Genomic DNA, 17,469 nt, shown 5'->3' on the forward strand with positions numbered 1-17,469 from the left:
ATTGCACCCGATATCGAATTGAAAGGACGACACGACTATGCGTAAACAATTGATGATCCCTGCCCTGCTGGCGATGAGCGTTGCCCTGGCGGCCTGCTCCACCCCGCCAAACGCGAACCTGGAAAACGCACGGACCAACTTCTCTTCCCTGCAAACCAACCCGCAAGCCACCAAGCTTGCCGCGCTGGAGACCAAGGACGCCAGCGAATGGCTGGACAAGGCTGACAAGGCTTACCGCGACAAGGAAGACCAGAAGAAAGTCGACCAGTTGGCGTACCTGACCAATCAGCGCGTTGAAGTGGCCAAAGACACCATCGTGCTGCGCGAATCCGAAGCCAAGCTGAAAAACGCCGGCGACGAACGTGCCCGCGCGCTGCTCGAGGCCCGTGATGCACAGATCAAACAACTGCAAGACAGCTTGAATGCCAAGCAAACCGATCGCGGTACGCTGGTGACCTTTGGCGACGTGCTGTTTGCCACCAACAAGGCTGACCTGAAATCCAGCGGCCTGGTCAACATCAACAAACTGGCTCAGTTCCTTCAGGAAAACCCGGATCGCCAGGTGATCGTTGAAGGTTACACAGACAGCACAGGCAGCGATGCCTACAACCAAAGCCTGTCGGAGCGCCGTGCCGCTTCGGTGCAGGTAGCGCTGATCAAGATGGGCGTTGACCCACGCCGCATCGTGACCACCGGCTACGGCAAGGAATACCCGGTTGCCGATAACGGCAGCGTCTCGGGCCGTGCCATGAACCGCCGCGTTGAAGTGACCATCTCCAACGACAACCAGCCAGTCAAACCACGTTCGTCCATGACCAACTGATTGATTGACGCTGAATAAGAAAACCCACCTCACGGTGGGTTTTTTTTCGGCTCGTCGAAATGGACAGTCCGGTATGTGTCGTCAGCTGGCAGCTCCATCTTCGCGCTATAAGTATTTTGCGACAGCTTATCCATCATGTGCTGGAGCTCACTGCCCTCAGCGTCTAGCCGTTTCAGCGCCTCATGCCCCCTGGCCATGTCCAGCATGTTACTTATTGCAGCAATAATTATCGCCACGTTTTCGGCCCCGATCTGTGTTAGTCACACCGCTTTCTGTGGTTTCTTAAGCGATATGGTTCCAGATATGACCGCTGCGAACTACTGCTGCAATTGCGGGGTTTCCTGCCCCATGCAACGGACTGCCTGCTTCTTGTTGTTTACCAGCACACCGCTGAGGCCTTTCTGCTCGGTGTCGAACATCACTAATACGCCATCGACGCACTGTGCCACTTGGGCGGCTGGCGTCAGGGAGATTTTGTACTCCTCTCCAGGCACGGTCTTGAGCATGGTGAAGTCGCTGAGCAGCAGTGCATCTTCCGGCTTGGCGAAGTGCAAATAGCCGTAGTACCACAGGCAGCCGACGGTGCCGATGATGGTGCCAATGCCGGTGAGAATCAGCGGGATCATGTTGCGTTCTTCGCTCATTGCGGGCTCTCTGATGAATCAACTTTAGGAATGGGATAGTTCGGAATCTCGCCCAGGCGGCGCAGACCGTTGAAGTGCTGCGGGTCGTCCAGGTAGCGCAGCATCACGGTTTGCCAGGTCTTGTCGGCAAAGGTCTGCACGTGGCCGCCCCGGGTCAACTGCAACACCCGTGGCGGTGGCGCGGCCTGATACAGGCGGATACCGTTGGCCACGGGCACGATTGGGTCATCCAGGCTGTGGAACAGCAATTTCGGCACGCCGGTCAGTTGCGGCATGGCGTTGATCGCGCTGTCGGCGTCGGGCACCAACCAAGACAACGGCACCTGGAATGGCCATGTTAACCAGGAGGTGCTCAGGGCGAATTGTCCTACGTCACGATAACTGGCGGGCACACCATCGAGCACCAACGCCTTGAGTTGGGACTGACGCTGCGGGTGTTCCGCCAGGTAATGCACCGCCAGCGCACCGCCGAGGCTTTGACCGAGGACGATCAACGGTTGGCCCTGGGTTTGCGGGGCTTTGTCGAGCCAACTGAACGCCGCATCCACATCCTGATAAATCGCCGGCAACGAAGGCTTGCCTTCCGACAGTCCATATCCGCGATAGTCCAGCAGCAGTACCTGGTAGCCCTGCTCCGGCAACCACCAGCTGCCGCCCAGGTGCCAGGCCAGGTTACCGCCGTTGCCGTGCAGGTGCAGCACCGTCCCCTTGACGGGCACTCCGGCCTTGGCCGGCAGCCACCACGCGTGCAGCTTCACGCCGTCGGCGGTGGTGAGGGTGACATCGCGGTATTGCAGGTGCGCTTTTTCGGGCGTGAACGGCAGGCCGGGCTCGGGGTAGAACAGCAGGGAGCTGCAACCGTTCAATGTGAGTAGCAGGCAAAGAATGCCGAGGATTCTCATCCGTTGAAGCCTCGTGAATAACAGCGTTTAAAGGATATTCGAGTAATCCGCCTCGATCCGGTCCAGGCTCAAGTGGTTGAGGAAGTTGGAGAAGCACATCCACGCCGCCAGTGCGTTCATGTCGCGGAACTGTTCAGGCAGGTACTTGGGTGGCACCACCAGGCCTTCGTCCACCAGTTGGCGCAAGGTGCGCATGTCTTCCAGGGTGGTCTTGCCGCAGAACAGCAGCGGCACTTGCTCCAGCTTGCCTTTGCGCACGGCCAGCTGGATGTAGTTGTAAACCATGATAAAGCCCTTGAGGTAGGACAAATCCTTGGTAAACGGCAGACCGTTCGGCACCGAGCCACGGAATACCCGGCTGGCGTTGCCATAGCTTTCGGCCATTTCAAAGCCTTGCTCGCGGAAGAACTCGAACACCTGCAGGAAGTCGGCGCCCTCTTCCACCATGTGGATGGCACGGGTGCGGTTGGTCAGTTTGCGCAAGCGGCTCGGGTAGGAGGCGAACGTGATGATCTCCATCAGGATCGCCAGGCCTTCCTGGGTCACGGTGGACGACGGCGGCCCCTTGGACAGGAATGTGCAGATCGGCTGGTTCTGACCGTTGAGCGTGGTACCCACATGCACCAGGCCTTCGTGGACTTCCAGCGCACGCACGTCGCGGTCGTTGAACATCGCGTCGGCGCGGATCTTGATGTAGTCGGCGCCCGCCGCGGCATCTGCGACGATGCCGTCTGATTCGAACACGCGGATGGTTTCTTCGGCTTCGCCAAACACCTTGTTCAGGCGGGTTTGCAGCAGGGCCACGGCGTCCTTGGCGGTCAGGGTCTTGGCTTCGTCCTTGAGGTCGCCACGGCCGTCGATATTGTTCAGGTAGTCGGAAAGCATCAGGCCCAGGTCAGCCAGGGTCGGGTCGCCGGCGTGGAAGGCATCGGAGGCGGCGCCGTACAGCTCCTGGGAAATCAGACCAAAGTCCTCGGTGCCGCGCGCTTCAAGCATGCGCACCACCATGCGGTATTCACGGCACATGCGACGCATGATCTGCCCCACCGGGCTGAACTGGCCGAGGCGGCGAGTGATGTCACGTTCGATGTTCTGGAATTCCAGCTTCACCGCACTGGAGTCGAACGACAGCGGCCGGTTCAGGTAATAGTCGCGGTCCACGGCGGGCATTGCCTTGCCCTTGGCCTTGAGGAATCCCTGGCGAATGTTGTCGTCCCACTTCACAGCGTCGAGGACGCGAATCGGTGTTTGCGCCAGCACAATGCGATCGGACAAGGTGCGTATCGTCTGCTGGTAATCGTCCACCCGGTGCTTCCTCTTTAAACGTTATTTGCCCGCACGCCGGTAGCGCACGGCTTCAACGAACACATCGGCATTGGCCGGGTCATCCAGGTAGGCAAACACCTGGCTCATGGCGCTGTCGACCAGTACGCCGGCGCCTTCGACGGTTTCCACGGTGCTGCCGTGCAGCACCTGTTGCCCGATGGCCTGGTGAATCTGGTCGAGGTCGAGGTTATAGACCACCAATTCGTGCTTATCGTCGCTCCCCCCCTCAAAGTCGAACCCTGCCAGGAAGTAATGCCCTCCGAACTTGGCCGGCAACGGTGCCGACAGGTACCAGCGGCTGCCATGACGCGAAACGGTAAACAGGTACTCATCGCGCTGGGCCGGCGTGGCTTTAGGGTAGCTCACCGCCTTATAGCGGTGCTCACCGGCACCGCTGATTTGCAGATCGAGCGGTTCGCCCCAGGCATTCTTGCTGGTCCAATGGCCCAGCAATTCATCCGGCGCCGCCTCATGGGCGGGCAACGGGTCCTTGAACGTTACCAGGCAACCGCTGAGCAACAGGAACGACAAGGCAATTACCGCCACACGCCAGGTTTTCATTGGACTCCCCCGGTGTCAGACCGAGGCCAACACCAAATGCATGTAACGCTTGAGGATCTCAAGCATCTCTTCACCGGTCAGAGGCTCTGCGCCGCCCAGCAGGCCCTGATATTCCATCCGACTGATAATCGCCGTCAACACCTTGGCGTCCTGTTGCGGCTCGCGGGAGCCCAATACCTGGAAAAACTGGCCCGTGCCCTGCAATAGAATCTGCTGGTGGGAGCGCACCAGCTCGGCCAGGCGCGGATTCAGCAGCGCTTCCTGGCGAAAGGCCTGTTCGGCCATCAGGTGCTCGCGACGGTTGGTCAGTTGGCGCAGCACATAGTCGGCGGTCAGCCGCGCGATGTCATCGGCCAGTTGCGAGCGCGATTCCGGGCTGCCATCGCCATAGGCGACCATCTCGCGCAGCAGCCCTTCGTTGCGCACCCACAGCTTGCCCATGAAGGCGGCGCTGCGTTCAACGTACTGGGCGAAGGTATCGGTGAGCAAGTCATCGATGTCCTTGAAGTAATAGGTAGTGGCTGACAACGGCACCCCCGCCTCCGCCGCCACTGCGCGATGGCGCACGGCTCGCACACCCTCGCGCACCACGATGCGCATGGCCGCATCGAGAATGTCTTGCCTGCGTTGCTCGCTGCCCCGACGACTGGCCTTACGGCCCTGGTACTGGACGCTTTCAGCCACGGCAGCGGCAATGCCGGCGGCGCCTTCTTGAGCGGTTACGCGGTTCACGACACACATCCTTGAATAGATCAAAACCTGGCGCTGTTTGCTTGACGCTTAAAAACGCCACATAAAAAAGCCGCCTTATAAAAGGCGGCTCTGGATTTCGCTGAGGTTACGCTTGTGGCCGCATGTGCGGGAACAAGATCACGTCGCGGATCGACGGCGAGTTGGTCAACAACATCACCAGGCGGTCGATACCGATACCTTCACCGGCCGTTGGCGGCATGCCGTATTCCAGCGCGCGTACGAAGTCTGCGTCGTAGTGCATGGCTTCGTCGTCGCCAGCGTCCTTGTCGGCCACCTGGGCCATGAAGCGCTCGGCCTGGTCTTCGGCATCGTTAAGCTCGGAGTAGGCGTTGGCGATTTCGCGGCCACCGATGAACAGCTCGAAACGGTCGGTGACGTTCGGGTTGTCGTCGTTACGACGGGCCAGCGGCGACACTTCGAACGGATACTGGGTAATGAAGTGCGGCTGCTCCAGCTTGTGCTCCACCAGCTCTTCGAAAATCATCACCTGCAGTTTGCCCAGGCCTTCAAAGCCCAGCACCTTGGCGCCAGCTTTCTTGGCGATGGCGCGGGCCTTGTCGATGTCGTTGAGGTCGTCGGCGGTCAGCTCAGGGTTGTACTTGAGGATCGAGTCGAATACCGACAGGCGCACGAACGGCTCGCCGAAGTGGAACACCTTGTCGCCGTACGGCACGTCGGTGCTGCCCAGGACCAGCTGCGCCAGCTCGCGGAACAGTTCTTCGGTGAGGTCCATGTTGTCTTCGTAGTCGGCGTAGGCCTGGTAAAACTCCAACATGGTGAATTCTGGGTTGTGACGGGTCGAGACGCCTTCGTTACGGAAGTTGCGGTTGATCTCGAACACCTTCTCGAAGCCGCCGACAACCAGACGCTTGAGGTACAGCTCCGGCGCGATACGCAGGAACATTTCCAGGTCCAGCGCGTTGTGGTGGGTTTCGAACGGCTTGGCTGCGGCACCACCCGGGATGGTTTGCAGCATCGGGGTTTCCACTTCCAGGAAGTCACGCTGCATCAGGAAGCTGCGGATGTGCGCGATGACTTGCGAACGCACGCGGAACGTCTGGCGCACGTCTTCGTTGACGATCAGGTCGACATAACGCTGGCGGTAGCGCTGCTCGGTGTCGGTCAGGCCGTGGTGCTTGTCCGGCAGCGGGCGCAGGGATTTGGTCAGCATGCGCACGCTGGTCATTTCCACGTACAGATCGCCCTTGCCGGAACGGGCCAGGGTGCCTTCGGCGGCGATGATGTCGCCCATGTCCCAGGTTTTCACCGAGGCCAGGGTTTCTTCAGGCAAGGTCTTGCGGTTGACGTAGACCTGGATACGCCCGGTCATGTCCTGGATGACCATGAACGAGCCACGGTTGAGCATGATGCGACCTGCCACCTTGACCGGGATCGCAGCCTCTGCCAGCTCTTCCTTGGTCTTGTCCACGTACTGCTTCTGCAAGGCATCGCAGTAGTTGTCGCGGCGGAAGTCGTTGGGGAAGGCATTGCCCTTGGCGCGCTCGGCAGCCAGCTTTTCCTTGCGCAGGGCGATCAGGGAGTTTTCTTCCTGTTGCAGGGCTTGCGGGTCGAGTTGTTGGTCGCTCATGTCTTTAAATTTTCCATCAGGTTCGTTGTCCCAGGCGTAGGCCGGGGATCGCCGGCATGCCGGCTCCTACAATCTTTATTACAAGCCGGACTTCAGGCTGGCTTCCAGGTATTCGTCGATGTCACCGTCGAGTACCTTGTCGCAGTCGCTGCGTTCGATGTTAGTGCGCAGATCCTTGATCCGCGACGCATCGAGCACATAAGAGCGGATCTGGTGACCCCAACCGATATCCGACTTGGTGTCTTCCAGCGCCTGGGAAGCGGCGTTGCGCTTCTGCATTTCCTGCTCGTACAACTTGGCCCGCAGCATTTTCATGGCGGTGTCCTTGTTCGCGTGCTGGGAACGTTCGTTCTGGCAGCTCACCACGGTGTTGGTCGGTACGTGGGTAATACGGACGGCCGAGTCGGTGGTGTTTACGTGCTGGCCACCGGCACCGGAGGAGCGGTAGGTGTCGATCCGCAGGTCGGCCGGGTTGATCTCGATTTCCACCTTGTCATCGATCTCCGGCGAGACGAACACCGCAGAGAACGAGGTGTGGCGACGGTTGCCGGAGTCGAACGGGCTCTTGCGCACCAGACGGTGCACGCCGATCTCGGTACGCAGCCAGCCAAAGGCGTATTCACCCTTGATGTGCACGGTCGCGCCCTTGATGCCGGCGACTTCACCGGCCGACAGTTCCATGATGGTGGCATCGAAACCGCGTTTGTCGGCCCAGCGCAGGTACATGCGCAACAGGATGTTGGCCCAGTCCTGGGCTTCGGTGCCGCCGGAACCGGCCTGGATGTCCAGGTAGGCGTTGTTCGGGTCCATTTCGTGGCTGAACATGCGACGGAATTCAAGCTTGGCGAGGTTTTCCTCGAGACGGGCCAGCTCGGCGACGACATCGCCCACTGCGCCTTCGTCATTTTCTTCGACGGCCATGTCCAGCAGGTCACGGCAATCGCCCAGGCCGGTGTTCAGTTCGTCGAGGGTGTCGACGATCTGCGCCAGCGCAGAGCGCTCGCGGCCCAGTTCCTGGGCGTATTCAGGTTTGTTCCAGACACTCGGATCTTCAAGCTCGCGATTGACTTCGGTCAGACGCTCATGCTTTTGATCGTAGTCAAAGATACCCCCGAATAGTTTCGGAGCGCTCGGACAGGTCCTTGATGGTGTTAAGGATCGGGTTGATTTCCATGGCGGGCAGCACTCGTTGGCGAACTTTTGAAAGCCGGCGAGTATAACGGCAAACGGGGGGGAGCGGCAGCCCGCCTGGCGAAAAGGCAGACTACGCAGGGTTAAATGTGGGAGGGGGCTTGCTCCCGATGGCAGCCTGTCAGCCAATGATGGTGTGACTGACCCACCGCTATCGGGGGCAAGCCCCCTCCCAGATTGAATTGGGTGCGGCCTCAGGTCACTCGATGCCGACCAGATTGCGGCCGTTGTGCTTGGCCGTATACAAACCCTTGTCCGCCGCCATGATCAACTGGCGGCAATCCGTACCCTGCACCGGCGTCATGGTCGACAGGCCGATGCTGATGGTCAGGCTGGAGCCTTCCGCCGGGGCAATATGCGGGATTTTCAGCGCGGCGACGGCCATGCGCAGCTTTTCCGCCACCAGCCGTGCGCCACCCGGCGAGGTGTTCGGCAGCACCAGGGCGAATTCTTCGCCGCCGTAGCGCGCCGGCAGGTCCGAGGGGCGGCTGCTGGCTTCGCGAATGCTGTTGGCAACTTTGCGCAAGGCTTCGTCGCCTTCGACATGGCCGAAGCTGTCGTTGTAGGTCTTGAAGAAGTCCACGTCGATCATCAGCAGCGACAGTTGGGTCTGGTCACGCATGGCGCGGCGCCATTCCAGCTCCAGGTATTCGTCGAAGTGGCGGCGGTTGGACAGCCCGGTCAGGCCATCGGAGTTCATCAGCCGTTGCAGCACCAGGTTGGTGTCCAGCAGTTGTTGCTGGCTGACCCGCAGCGCACGGTAGGCGGCATCGCGCTGCAACAGGGTCATGTAGGAGCGCGAGTGATAGCGGATGCGCGCGACCAGTTCGATGTTGTCCGGCAGCTTGACCAGGTAATCGTTGGCCCCCGCCGAGAACGCCGCGCTCTTGATCAGCGGGTCCTCCTTGGTGGAAAGCACGATGATCGGGATGTTCTGCGTGGCCGGGTGGTTGCGGTATTCGCGCACCAGGGTCAGGCCGTCGAGGCCGGGCATCACCAGATCCTGCAGGATCACCGTCGGTTTGATACGGATGGCCTGGGCAATCGCCTGGTGCGGGTCGGCGCAAAAGTGGAAGTCGATGTTTTCTTCATGAGCCAGGCCACGCCGTACGGCTTCGCCGATCATGGCCTGGTCGTCGACCAGCAACACCATGGCGGCGTTTTCGTCGGTCTTGAAGCCGTCGATCTGTAAATCATTCATGTGCAGTCACCTGAATTACTGCCTGCAAGCCAGCACTGCTGAAGGTCATGATCATTTTGCAAAGACCTCCAGCAATCGGGGCGCAATTCTGTCCAGTGGGCGAATTTCAACAGCAGCATCAATCGCCGCCGCCGCTTTGGGCATGCCATACACCGCCGAGCTCTGCTGATCCTGGGCGATGGTCAAATAACCTTGTTCACGCATTAACTTGAGCCCCTGGGCCCCATCACGGCCCATACCGGTCAGCAGTACGCCGACGGCGTCGCCATTCCAGTGGCTGGCCACGCTTTCGAAGAACACGTCGATCGAAGGCCGGTAAATCTCGTTCACCGGCTCTGCGGTATAGGCTAGCGTGCCATTCTTCAATAAACGAATGTGGTGATTGGTGCCGGCCAGCAGGACCACCCCGCTTTGCGGCGGCTCGCCTTCGCGGGCCAGGCGCACCGGCAGGCCGGAGGCACTGCTCAGCCACTCGGCCATGCCGGCGGCGAATACCTGGTCCACATGCTGCACCAGCACAATGGCCGCGGCAAAGTCCCGGGGCAAACCCTTGAGCAGGATTTCCAGGGCAGCCGGGCCGCCCGCCGAAGAACCGATAGCCACCAGGCTCTGGCGTTTGCCGGTGCTGCGCTCAGGCGCGGTTTCGGCACGCACACGGCTGCCGCGCTGGCCGATCAGCCAGCCGATGTTGAGGATCTTGCGCAACAACGGCGCCGCCGCATCCTTGGGGTTGCCCACGCCGAGCGCCGGCGTGTCCACCACATCCAGGGCGCCGTGGCCCATGGCTTCGAACACCCGGCTCATATTGGCCTGGCGGTCGACGGTCACCAGCAGGATCGCGCACGGCGTCTCGGCCATGATCTGCCGCGTGGCCTCCACGCCGTCCATCACCGGCATGATCAAGTCCATCAGGATCAGGTCCGGGGTCAGCTCGGCACAGTGCTGCACCGCGTCCAGACCATTACTGGCCACCCACACCACCTGGTGCGCGGGCTCGAAGCTCAACGCGCGGCGCAAGGCCTCCACGGCCAGGGGCATGTCATTGACGATCGCAATCCTCATGCCCGCGCGCCTCCAATCAGCTCCACCACGGCATCCAGCAGCGCGTCATCGTGGAAGCTGGCTTTGGCCAGATAATAATCGGCGCCAGCGTCCAGCCCGCGACGGCGGTCTTCTTCACGGTCTTTGTACGACACCACCATCACCGGCAACGATTGCAGGCGACTGTCACGGCGCAAGAGTGTGACCAATTCAATACCGTCCATACGAGGCATATCAATGTCAGTGATAAGCAGGTCGAAGTCTTCGGAGCGCAAGGCGTTCCAGCCGTCCATCCCGTCGACCGCGACGGCCACTTCGTACCCACGATTGAGCAGCAATTTGCGTTGCAACTCCCGCACGGTGAGCGAGTCGTCCACCACCAGTACGCGTTTGCGCGGTGCCTCGGTGGCCTGCTGGCTGCGCCGGGCGATGCGTTCCAGGCGCCCGGTGTTGAGCAGCTTGTCCACCGAGCGCAGCATATCTTCCACGTCGACGATCAATACCACCGAGCCGTCGTCCAGCAAGGCCCCGGCGGAAATATCCTGGACCTTGCCCAGGCGATCGTCCAACGGCAACACCACCAGGGTGCGCTCGCCGATAAAGCGTTCCACGGCGATACCGTAAACCGCATCGCGCTCGCGGATCACCACCACCTTCAAGGTTTCGTCATTGTTCTGCCCGGGTGGGCGCTGCAACAACTGGCTGGCGGCAACCAGCCCGACATGCCGACCTTCGTGCCAGAAATGCTGGCGGCCTTCCAACTGCACAATGTCGTCGGGCGCCAGGTCGCACATGCGCTCGATATGCGCCAGCGGGAACGCATAGGCTTCTTCGCCGACTTCCACCACCAGGCTGCGCACCACCGACAGGGTCAGCGGCACCTCCAGATGGAAGCGACTGCCCTGCCCTGCCGTCTGCTCCAGCACCACCGCGCCGCGCAGTTGGCGGACCATATGCTGCACCGCATCCAGCCCGACACCGCGCCCGGACACCTCGGTGACCTTGTCGCGCAGGCTGAAACCCGGCAGGAACAGGAACGTCAGCAGTTCCTCTTCGCTCAGGTTCAGGGCCGTGTCCAGGGTCGAAAGATGCCGATCGACAATGGTGCCGCGCAGGCGCTCCAGGTCGACGCCATTGCCGTCGTCGCTCAGTTCCAGTACCAGCAAACCGGCCTGATGGGACGCGCGCAGGCGGATCAACCCTTCGGCAGGTTTGCCTGCCAGCAGGCGTTGGTCGGGCATTTCGATGCCGTGGTCGACGGCATTGCGCAATAAATGAGTGAGTGGCGCTTCAAGTTTTTCCAGCACGTCGCGATCGACCTGGGTCTTTTCGCCCTCGATCTCCAGGCGCACTTGCTTGCCCAGGCTGCGACCGAGGTCGCGCACCATGCGCACCTGCCCGGCCAGTACATCGGCAAACGGGCGCATGCGACAGGCCAGCGCGGTGTCGTAAAGCACCTGGGCACGCTGGCCGGCCTGCCAGCCAAACTCATCCAGCTCGGCAGTCTTTTCCGCCAGCAGCGCCTGGGCTTCGCTCAGCAGGCGCCGGGTATCGGCCAGGGCTTCCTCGGCTTCGAGGCTCAAACCCAGGGTCTTGAGCTGGCTATCGAGAGTATCCAGGGCGCGTACGCTCTGGCTTTGAATTCGTTTGAGACGCTGCATGCTGGCCAGGTATGGCTTGAGCCGCTGGGTTTCCACCAGGGACTTGCTCGACAGGTCCAGCAGGCTGTTCAAGCGCTCGGCGGTCACGCGCAATACGCGCTCGCCCCCTTCGGTCATGCGCTTGCCCTGACGCGGCGGATCGCTGGCGACGGGCGGTGCGGGCTCGGGTTCCGGTGGCAGTTCTTCGATGAGCGGTGCCGGGTCTGGCTCAGGTGCGGCAGGCAGTGGCGCGACGCTGGCGGTGGGCTGCGATGAATCCAGCAGGCGCTCCATCAACGCCACATAGGCGTCGATGTCCGCCGGGCCAACGTCGTTGCCAGGGGTGGCGATACGCATCAGCAGGTCGGTGCCTTGCAACAAGGCGTCGATATGTTCGGGTTGCAGGTACAGGCGACCTTCCTGGGCGCTGACCAGGCAATCCTCCATGACATGCGCCACGCTGACCCCGGCGTCCACCCCGACGATTCGCGCCGCGCCCTTAAGCGAGTGCGCGGCACGCATGCAGGCTTCCAACTGGTCGGCCTGCGTAGGGTTGCGTTCCAGGGCCAGCAGGCCCGCGCTCAGCACCTGGGTCTGCGCATCGGCCTCCAGGCTGAACAGTTCCAGCAGCGAGGCGTCGCGCATCTGGTCGGGGGTCATGTGAGGCTCCGGGTCACGGCGGATAACAATTGCGCCTCGTCCAGCCAACGCAGGCTACGGCCTTTCCACTGCAACACACCTTGGGTGAAGCGCGCGCTGGCCTGGGTGCCCGAGGCCGACGCCGCCTTCAAGGCGCGCTCATCGATGGCATGGATGCCGTCCACTTCGTCCACCGGCACCACCACCGGGCCATCCTGCGCAGCGATGATCAACATGCGCGGCATGATCCGCCCACCGCTGGCGCCCTGATTGTTTGTTTCCAGGCCGAGCAACTCCACCAGCGACAGGCACGCCACCAGCGCGCCACGCACATTGGCCACGCCGAGCAAGGCACGGGAACGCTGGTGCGGCAGCGAGTGAATCGGTTGCAGCGGGGCCACCTCCACCAGGCAGCGGGTGGCGATGCCCAGCCACTCTTCGCCGAGGCGGAACATCAACAGCGAGCGGGTGACGATCTTTTCGTCAACCTCGGCGGCCGTCACCGCACGGCGGTCGTCCTGCTGCAAGGCATAGCGGTCCAGCAAACGCGTGGCGGCAGCCGAGTACACCGAACAGTTGCGGCAGTGAATATGCTCTAACAGCAACGGGCACGACTTGTCGCCATGGATACCGATACGGTTCCAGCAGTCGTCGATGGCTTGGCTGTCGGCCAGGGTCAGGCCCATGCCTGCGGTGTTGAGCGCCTCGGTGTTACTCATCGTTTGGACTCACTGTCTGCGCGCTCGCTACGGGCGGCCCGCGCCTGCAAACGGCGCGCCCCCGCACTGTCGCCCTGGGACTCGAACAAGGCGGCCAGGTGCATCAAGGCCTGCGGATGCTGGGGTTCCAGGTACAAGGCTTTTCGATAAAACCCCTGGGCTTCCAGGGCGCTGCCGGCCACGTCGCTGAGCAGACCCAGCCAGTAGAACACCTGGGCGGCCGGCGGGTGATTGTTCAAATACTGCTCGCAAGCGGCACGGGCCTCGGCACTTTTGCCTTCGTTGGCCAGGGTGGCGATGCGGCTGAGCAAGGTGCCCGCATCGGAGGGCGGCGCCTTGATCGGCACCACCTGGGTGCTGGCCGTGCTGAACGGTCGCGGCTTGACCGGAATCGGCGCCGCGCTGCGCGGTGGCGTCGGCATGGGCACGAATACCGGCTCAGGCTTCACCGGCTCGGCATGCCGGCTGAAGGCAAATGACTGCGGTACACCAATCGAGCGCATACCGTGGCGCCCCAGCAAGCTGCCCTCGGCGGGGCCGATAAACAGCACGCCGTCCACATGGGTCAGGCCCTTGAGTACATCAAAGACTTGCTTCTGGGTCGGCTGGTCAAAGTAGATCAGCAGGTTGCGGCAAAACACAAAATCGTAGCTCGCCTCGTTCGCCAGCAGCGCCGGGTCGAGCAGGTTGCCCACTTGCAGGCGCACCTGTTCGCGCACGCGGTCGGCGATATGGAACCCGTCGCCATGTTCAGTGAAGTGGCGGTCGCGAAAGGCAATATCGCTGCTGCGAAAGGAGTTCTTGCCATACACCCCGCGACGGGCGCGCTCCACCGACAGCGGGCTGACGTCCAGGCCCAACACCTTGAACTGGTGCGGCGCCAACCCGGCGTCAAGCAAGGCCATGGCAATGGAATAGGGTTCTTCGCCGGTGGAACACGGCAGGCTGAGGATGCGCAGCGCGCGCATCTGCTTGATCTCGGCCAGGCGTGCAAGCGCCAGTCGGGCCAGGGTCGCAAAGGATTCGGGGTAACGAAAAAACCAGGTCTCGGGGACGATCACCGCTTCGATCAGCGCTTGTTGCTCGTCCTCGGAGCTTTGCAGGTGCTGCCAGTATTCACACGGCGTTTGCGCCTGCACGGCCTGGCTGCGCTGGCGCACGGCGCGCTCGATGATGGCCTCGCCGACCGACGCGACGTCGAGGCCGATACGTTCTTTCAAGAAGGCAAAGAAACGCGGGTCGTTGCTCATAGGCTCAGCTCGGCAGAAAACAACAGGGCGCGCACGTCATCGGTGAGCACGTCATTCACGCCAATCCATTGCATCAGGCCCAGGGCATCCTCGCGCACCGGCCCCAGGTACGGCGCCTGGCGGTTATCCAGGCCGTAAGGCTGGAATTCGGCCGGGTCGCAACGCAGGGTGTCAGTGGCCTGCTCAAGGATCAGCCCGAGCCAGCGCGATTCGACCCAGGCATGCGGCTGGTAATTGACCAGCACCAGACGCGTACTGGTACGCGCCCGGGCGGCTGTACCGAAGGTCAACTCGCTCAGGTCGATGACCGGCACCAGCGCCCCGCGATGGGCAAAGATGCCCGCCACCCACACGGGCGCATGGGCAATGGGCTTGAGCGGCAGGCGTGGCAGCACCTCGGCCACCTCCGTGGCCTTGAGCGCAAAACGTTCGCTGCCGATGTGAAACACCAGGAACAACGCTTTTTTCGCTGCCGGAACGGCGCCGCGTTTAGACGCAAGGTCGCTCATCAGACTTTGAAACGCGACACGCCGCTGCGCAGACCCACCGCAACCTGGCTCAGTTCATCGATGGCAAAGCTGGCCTGGCGCAGGGACTCCACCGTCTGACTGCTGGCATCGCCCAGTTGCACCAGGGCGTGATTGATCTGCTCGGCCCCGGTGGCCTGGGCCTGCATGCCTTCGTTGACCATCAACACCCGAGGCGCCAGGGCCTGTACCTGATGGATGATCTGCGACAGCTGCTCGCCCACTTGCTGCACTTCGAACATGCCTCGGCGCACTTCCTCGGAGAACTTGTCCATGCCCATCACGCCTGCGGAAACCGCTGACTGGATCTCACGCACCATTTGCTCGATGTCGTAGGTGGCCACGGCGGTCTGGTCGGCCAGGCGGCGCACTTCGGTAGCCACCACCGCGAAACCGCGACCGTACTCACCGGCCTTTTCGGCTTCGATGGCGGCATTCAGGGACAGCAGGTTGGTCTGGTCGGCAACCTTGACGATGGTCACCACCACTTGGTTGATGTTGCCGGCCTTCTCATTGAGGATCGCCAATTTGGCGTTCACCAGGTCGGCGGCGCCCATCACCGAGTGCATGGTTTCTTCCATGCGCGCCAGGCCTTGCTGGCCGGAGCCGGCGGCCACCGAAGCCTGGTCGGCGGCGGTGGATACCTCGGTCATGGTGCGGACAAGGTCCTTGGAAGTGGCGGCGATCTCCCGCGAAGTAGCACCGATCTCGGTGGTAGTCGCGGCAGTTTCGGTGGCAGTGGCCTGTTGTTGCTTGGAAGTCGCGGCAATCTCGGTGAGCGAGGTGGTGACCTGTACCGAAGAGCGCTGGGCCTGGGAGACCAGGGCCGTGAGTTCGGTCATCATGTCGTTGAAGCCGGTTTCCACCGCGTTGAATTCGTCCTTGCGCTCCAGGTTCAGGCGCTTGCTCAGGTCACCGGCGCGCATGGTTTCGAGGATCTCGACGATACGTTGCATCGGCGCCATGATCGCGCGCATCAGCAGCAGGCCACACAGGCCGGCGGCAAGGATCGCCACGGCCAGCGACAGGAACATGCTGACCTTGGCCGAGGCAACGGCGTCGTCTATAGCGGCCGTTGCCCTGTCAGACACACCCTTGTTTTCAGTGATGATGTCATTGAGCCTCATGCGCCCTTCGATCCAGATCGGCGTCAACTGCTCATCCAGCAGTTCGTGCGCGGCCGGCAGGTCATTGGCTTCAATGCGGTCAATCACCTGGACCAGGACCTTGTTGTAATTGAGGTGAGCGGCCTTGAAGTTATCGAACTCCATGCGATCGGCCTGGCTAGTCACGGTTTTTTCGTAATTGGCCATCTGCTGTTCGATACGCGACTCGAAGGCCTTGTAGTCCGACTTATCGCCAGCGGTGAGGGTTTTATCCTCGCGCAGGCCAATGATATCGATGGTCTGCAAATAGCTGTCGACCCACGCGCTGCGAATCATCGAACTGAGGTAAACACCCGGCACCGCATCGTCACGGACCGCTTCCTGGCTGGTTTCGATTTTCAGCAACCGTGAATAGGAGACCACAACCATCAACAGCATGATCGCGATAATGACCGCAAAGCTCGCCAAAATTCGCTGGCGCAAGGTCCAATTCTTCACAGTACTTCCTCGAAGGGCCATTCAAATGGAGGGGAGTATAGCTGAGCAGAAGCCCTCATTTATCAATGGGTTTCGATGTAGCACAGACAGATTGCAAAAACATCCGTGGGAGGGGGCTTGCTCCCGATAGCGATGGGCCAGTCGCAGATATTTCAACTGGACTAACGCTATCGGGGGCCGGCCCCCTCCCTCATTTTGGTTTTGCGTCCCCTCGGTGGTTATTGGTTAAGCCGTACCTGCTTTTCCAGTTCCAACTTCAAGCCGGGCTCGAGTTTCAGTTGGCGCGCCAATTCATCCAGATACGCCTTCTCCATAAAGTTCTCCTCATCCACCAGCATCACGCTGGCGATGTACATCTCGGCGGCCATTTCCGGGGTGCCGGCGGCGCGGGCGACGTCGGCCGGGTCCAGCGGTTTGTTGAGCTCGGCGTGCAGCCAGCTTTGCAGCTCGCGGTCGTTGTCCAGCTTGGTGAATTCACCTTCGATCAGTGCGCGCTCACGCTCGTCCACATGCCCGTCGGCCTTCGCAGCGGCTACCAGAGCCTTGAGAATCCCCTGGCTGTGCTGCTCGACCTGGGCCGGCGGCAGGCGGTCGATGGTTTGCGGCTCGCCCTGAGGCGCGTTGGCCTGGCTGGCCTGCCAATTGCCATAGGCTTTGTAGGCAATCACGCCCAACGCGGCCAGCCCGCCGTAGGTCAGGGCCTTGCCGCCAAAGTTGCGCGCCTTCTTGTTGCCCAGCAACAGGCCCATGGCACCCGCCGCCAGCGCTCCGCCGCCCGCGCCACCAAGCAGGCTGCCCAGCCCGCCACCGCCGAGCAGCCCACCGAGGGCGCCTTTATCATCCTGCTTGCGCTGGCCGCCGGTCTTGTTCTGCAACATGTCCTGGCCGGACTTGAGCAACTGATCGAGCAATCCACGGGTATTCATTCGTAGCCTCCAGACACTAGGGTTCATAGGACCAATAGGCCCTCAGCGTAAAACTAAGTGCCAAAAAGCCGCGATCTAGAGTGCTTCCAGATGTAACGCCGCGCTGGCCGCTTGTAGCTTGTCGCTGCCGTTCG

The 17,469-nt window shown here is 61.6% G+C and carries 16 protein-coding genes; 1 reads left to right on the plus strand and 15 read right to left on the minus strand.

The genetic code is table 11. The features are described 5' to 3' along the window. The first annotated feature begins 37 nt into the window (after nucleotides 1–37). Nucleotides 38–823 (plus strand): OmpA family protein, encoded by a 786-nt coding sequence (locus AB1462_RS00795; RefSeq protein WP_090408605.1) that lies wholly within the window; start codon nucleotides 38–40, stop codon nucleotides 821–823. Between the two features lie 317 nt (nucleotides 824–1,140). On the opposite strand, the gene AB1462_RS00800 is transcribed toward AB1462_RS00795, so the two are convergent. The 15 genes from AB1462_RS00800 to AB1462_RS00870 all read right to left on the minus strand — a co-directional run bounded on the left by AB1462_RS00800 (nucleotide 1,141) and on the right by AB1462_RS00870 (nucleotide 17,335). Continuing rightward, nucleotides 1,141–1,467, minus strand: a complete 327-nt coding sequence (locus AB1462_RS00800; RefSeq protein WP_090408608.1) for a hypothetical protein — start codon at nucleotides 1,465–1,467, stop codon at nucleotides 1,141–1,143. Further along, nucleotides 1,464–2,369, minus strand: a complete 906-nt coding sequence (locus tag AB1462_RS00805) for an alpha/beta hydrolase (RefSeq protein ID WP_090408611.1) — start codon at nucleotides 2,367–2,369, stop codon at nucleotides 1,464–1,466. Before AB1462_RS00805 ends, AB1462_RS00800 begins: the two co-directional genes overlap by 4 nt. 27 nt (nucleotides 2,370–2,396) lie before the next feature. Next, the gene (locus AB1462_RS00810) at nucleotides 2,397–3,674 is read right to left on the minus strand and encodes a flavohemoglobin expression-modulating QEGLA motif protein (RefSeq protein WP_090408614.1); all 1,278 of its coding nucleotides are present in this window, start codon (nucleotides 3,672–3,674) and stop codon (nucleotides 2,397–2,399) included. Nucleotides 3,675–3,695: 21 nt separating this feature from the next. Beyond that, nucleotides 3,696–4,256 carry a hypothetical protein gene (locus tag AB1462_RS00815; RefSeq protein WP_146371469.1) on the minus strand — a complete coding sequence of 187 codons (561 nt, stop codon included), beginning with the start codon at nucleotides 4,254–4,256 and terminating at the stop codon, nucleotides 3,696–3,698. A gap of 15 nt (nucleotides 4,257–4,271) precedes the next feature. After that, nucleotides 4,272–4,988 (minus strand): TetR/AcrR family transcriptional regulator, encoded by a 717-nt coding sequence (locus tag AB1462_RS00820; protein ID WP_025855094.1) that lies wholly within the window; start codon nucleotides 4,986–4,988, stop codon nucleotides 4,272–4,274. A 106-nt stretch (nucleotides 4,989–5,094) separates the two neighbouring features. Next, a complete protein-coding gene (gene lysS / locus AB1462_RS00825; protein ID WP_367245978.1) occupies nucleotides 5,095–6,597 on the minus strand; it encodes a lysine--tRNA ligase in 1,503 nt (500 codons plus the stop codon). Nucleotides 6,598–6,675: 78 nt separating this feature from the next. Further along, nucleotides 6,676–7,771 (minus strand): peptide chain release factor 2 gene (prfB, locus tag AB1462_RS00830; RefSeq protein ID WP_108240705.1). Its coding sequence is split into 2 segments (ribosomal slippage): nucleotides 6,676–7,698 and nucleotides 7,700–7,771, totalling 1,095 coding nucleotides; the frame shifts between segments, so codons are not numbered across the junction. 216 nt (nucleotides 7,772–7,987) lie between these two features. Further along, nucleotides 7,988–8,989, minus strand: coding sequence for a PleD family two-component system response regulator (locus tag AB1462_RS00835; protein WP_090408618.1), 1,002 nt, complete (start codon nucleotides 8,987–8,989; stop codon nucleotides 7,988–7,990). 51 nt (nucleotides 8,990–9,040) lie between these two features. Then, nucleotides 9,041–10,051, minus strand: coding sequence for a chemotaxis response regulator protein-glutamate methylesterase (locus tag AB1462_RS00840; protein WP_090408622.1), 1,011 nt, complete (start codon nucleotides 10,049–10,051; stop codon nucleotides 9,041–9,043). Next, complete coding sequence (locus AB1462_RS00845; RefSeq protein WP_367245979.1) at nucleotides 10,048–12,330, minus strand: hybrid sensor histidine kinase/response regulator; 2,283 nt, start codon at nucleotides 12,328–12,330, stop codon at nucleotides 10,048–10,050. Before AB1462_RS00845 ends, AB1462_RS00840 begins: the two co-directional genes overlap by 4 nt. Continuing rightward, nucleotides 12,327–13,028 (minus strand): chemotaxis protein CheW, encoded by a 702-nt coding sequence (locus tag AB1462_RS00850; RefSeq protein WP_259192814.1) that lies wholly within the window; start codon nucleotides 13,026–13,028, stop codon nucleotides 12,327–12,329. Before AB1462_RS00850 ends, AB1462_RS00845 begins: the two co-directional genes overlap by 4 nt. Continuing rightward, entirely contained in the window at nucleotides 13,025–14,278 is a 1,254-nt protein-coding gene (locus tag AB1462_RS00855) for a CheR family methyltransferase (RefSeq protein ID WP_367245981.1), read from the minus strand. The genes AB1462_RS00850 and AB1462_RS00855 overlap by 4 nt, the downstream gene beginning before the upstream one ends. Then, nucleotides 14,275–14,787 (minus strand): chemotaxis protein CheW, encoded by a 513-nt coding sequence (locus tag AB1462_RS00860; RefSeq protein WP_259192816.1) that lies wholly within the window; start codon nucleotides 14,785–14,787, stop codon nucleotides 14,275–14,277. The genes AB1462_RS00855 and AB1462_RS00860 overlap by 4 nt, the downstream gene beginning before the upstream one ends. Further along, entirely contained in the window at nucleotides 14,787–16,409 is a 1,623-nt protein-coding gene (locus tag AB1462_RS00865; protein WP_367245983.1) for a methyl-accepting chemotaxis protein, read from the minus strand. The genes AB1462_RS00860 and AB1462_RS00865 overlap by 1 nt, the downstream gene beginning before the upstream one ends. A gap of 218 nt (nucleotides 16,410–16,627) precedes the next feature. Beyond that, on the minus strand, nucleotides 16,628–17,335 hold the full coding sequence (locus AB1462_RS00870; protein ID WP_259192818.1) for a tellurite resistance TerB family protein: 708 nt from the start codon (nucleotides 17,333–17,335) through the stop codon (nucleotides 16,628–16,630). Nucleotides 17,336–17,469 lie beyond the last annotated feature (134 nt).

The organism is Pseudomonas sp. SB113 (assembly GCF_040754745.1).
Classification (GTDB): Bacteria; Pseudomonadota; Gammaproteobacteria; order Pseudomonadales; family Pseudomonadaceae; genus Aquipseudomonas; species Aquipseudomonas grimontii.

What these genes read in the sequence shown, in the direction of transcription:
- AB1462_RS00800 (WP_090408608.1), bottom strand. Translation starts at nt 1,467, where the DNA reads ATGAGCGAAGAACGCAACATGATCCCGCTGATTCTCACCGGCATTGGC.
- AB1462_RS00850 (WP_259192814.1), bottom strand. Translation starts at nt 13,028, where the DNA reads ATGAGTAACACCGAGGCGCTCAACACCGCAGGCATGGGCCTGACCCTG.
- AB1462_RS00840 (WP_090408622.1), bottom strand. Translation starts at nt 10,051, where the DNA reads ATGAGGATTGCGATCGTCAATGACATGCCCCTGGCCGTGGAGGCCTTG.
- AB1462_RS00815 (WP_146371469.1), bottom strand. Translation starts at nt 4,256, where the DNA reads ATGAAAACCTGGCGTGTGGCGGTAATTGCCTTGTCGTTCCTGTTGCTC.
- lysS (WP_367245978.1), bottom strand. Translation starts at nt 6,597, where the DNA reads ATGAGCGACCAACAACTCGACCCGCAAGCCCTGCAACAGGAAGAAAAC.
- AB1462_RS00845 (WP_367245979.1), bottom strand. Translation starts at nt 12,330, where the DNA reads ATGACCCCCGACCAGATGCGCGACGCCTCGCTGCTGGAACTGTTCAGC.
- AB1462_RS00795 (WP_090408605.1), top strand. Translation starts at nt 38, where the DNA reads ATGCGTAAACAATTGATGATCCCTGCCCTGCTGGCGATGAGCGTTGCC.
- AB1462_RS00860 (WP_259192816.1), bottom strand. Translation starts at nt 14,787, where the DNA reads ATGAGCGACCTTGCGTCTAAACGCGGCGCCGTTCCGGCAGCGAAAAAA.
- AB1462_RS00835 (WP_090408618.1), bottom strand. Translation starts at nt 8,989, where the DNA reads ATGAATGATTTACAGATCGACGGCTTCAAGACCGACGAAAACGCCGCC.
- AB1462_RS00805 (WP_090408611.1), bottom strand. Translation starts at nt 2,369, where the DNA reads ATGAGAATCCTCGGCATTCTTTGCCTGCTACTCACATTGAACGGTTGC.
- AB1462_RS00855 (WP_367245981.1), bottom strand. Translation starts at nt 14,278, where the DNA reads ATGAGCAACGACCCGCGTTTCTTTGCCTTCTTGAAAGAACGTATCGGC.
- AB1462_RS00870 (WP_259192818.1), bottom strand. Translation starts at nt 17,335, where the DNA reads ATGAATACCCGTGGATTGCTCGATCAGTTGCTCAAGTCCGGCCAGGAC.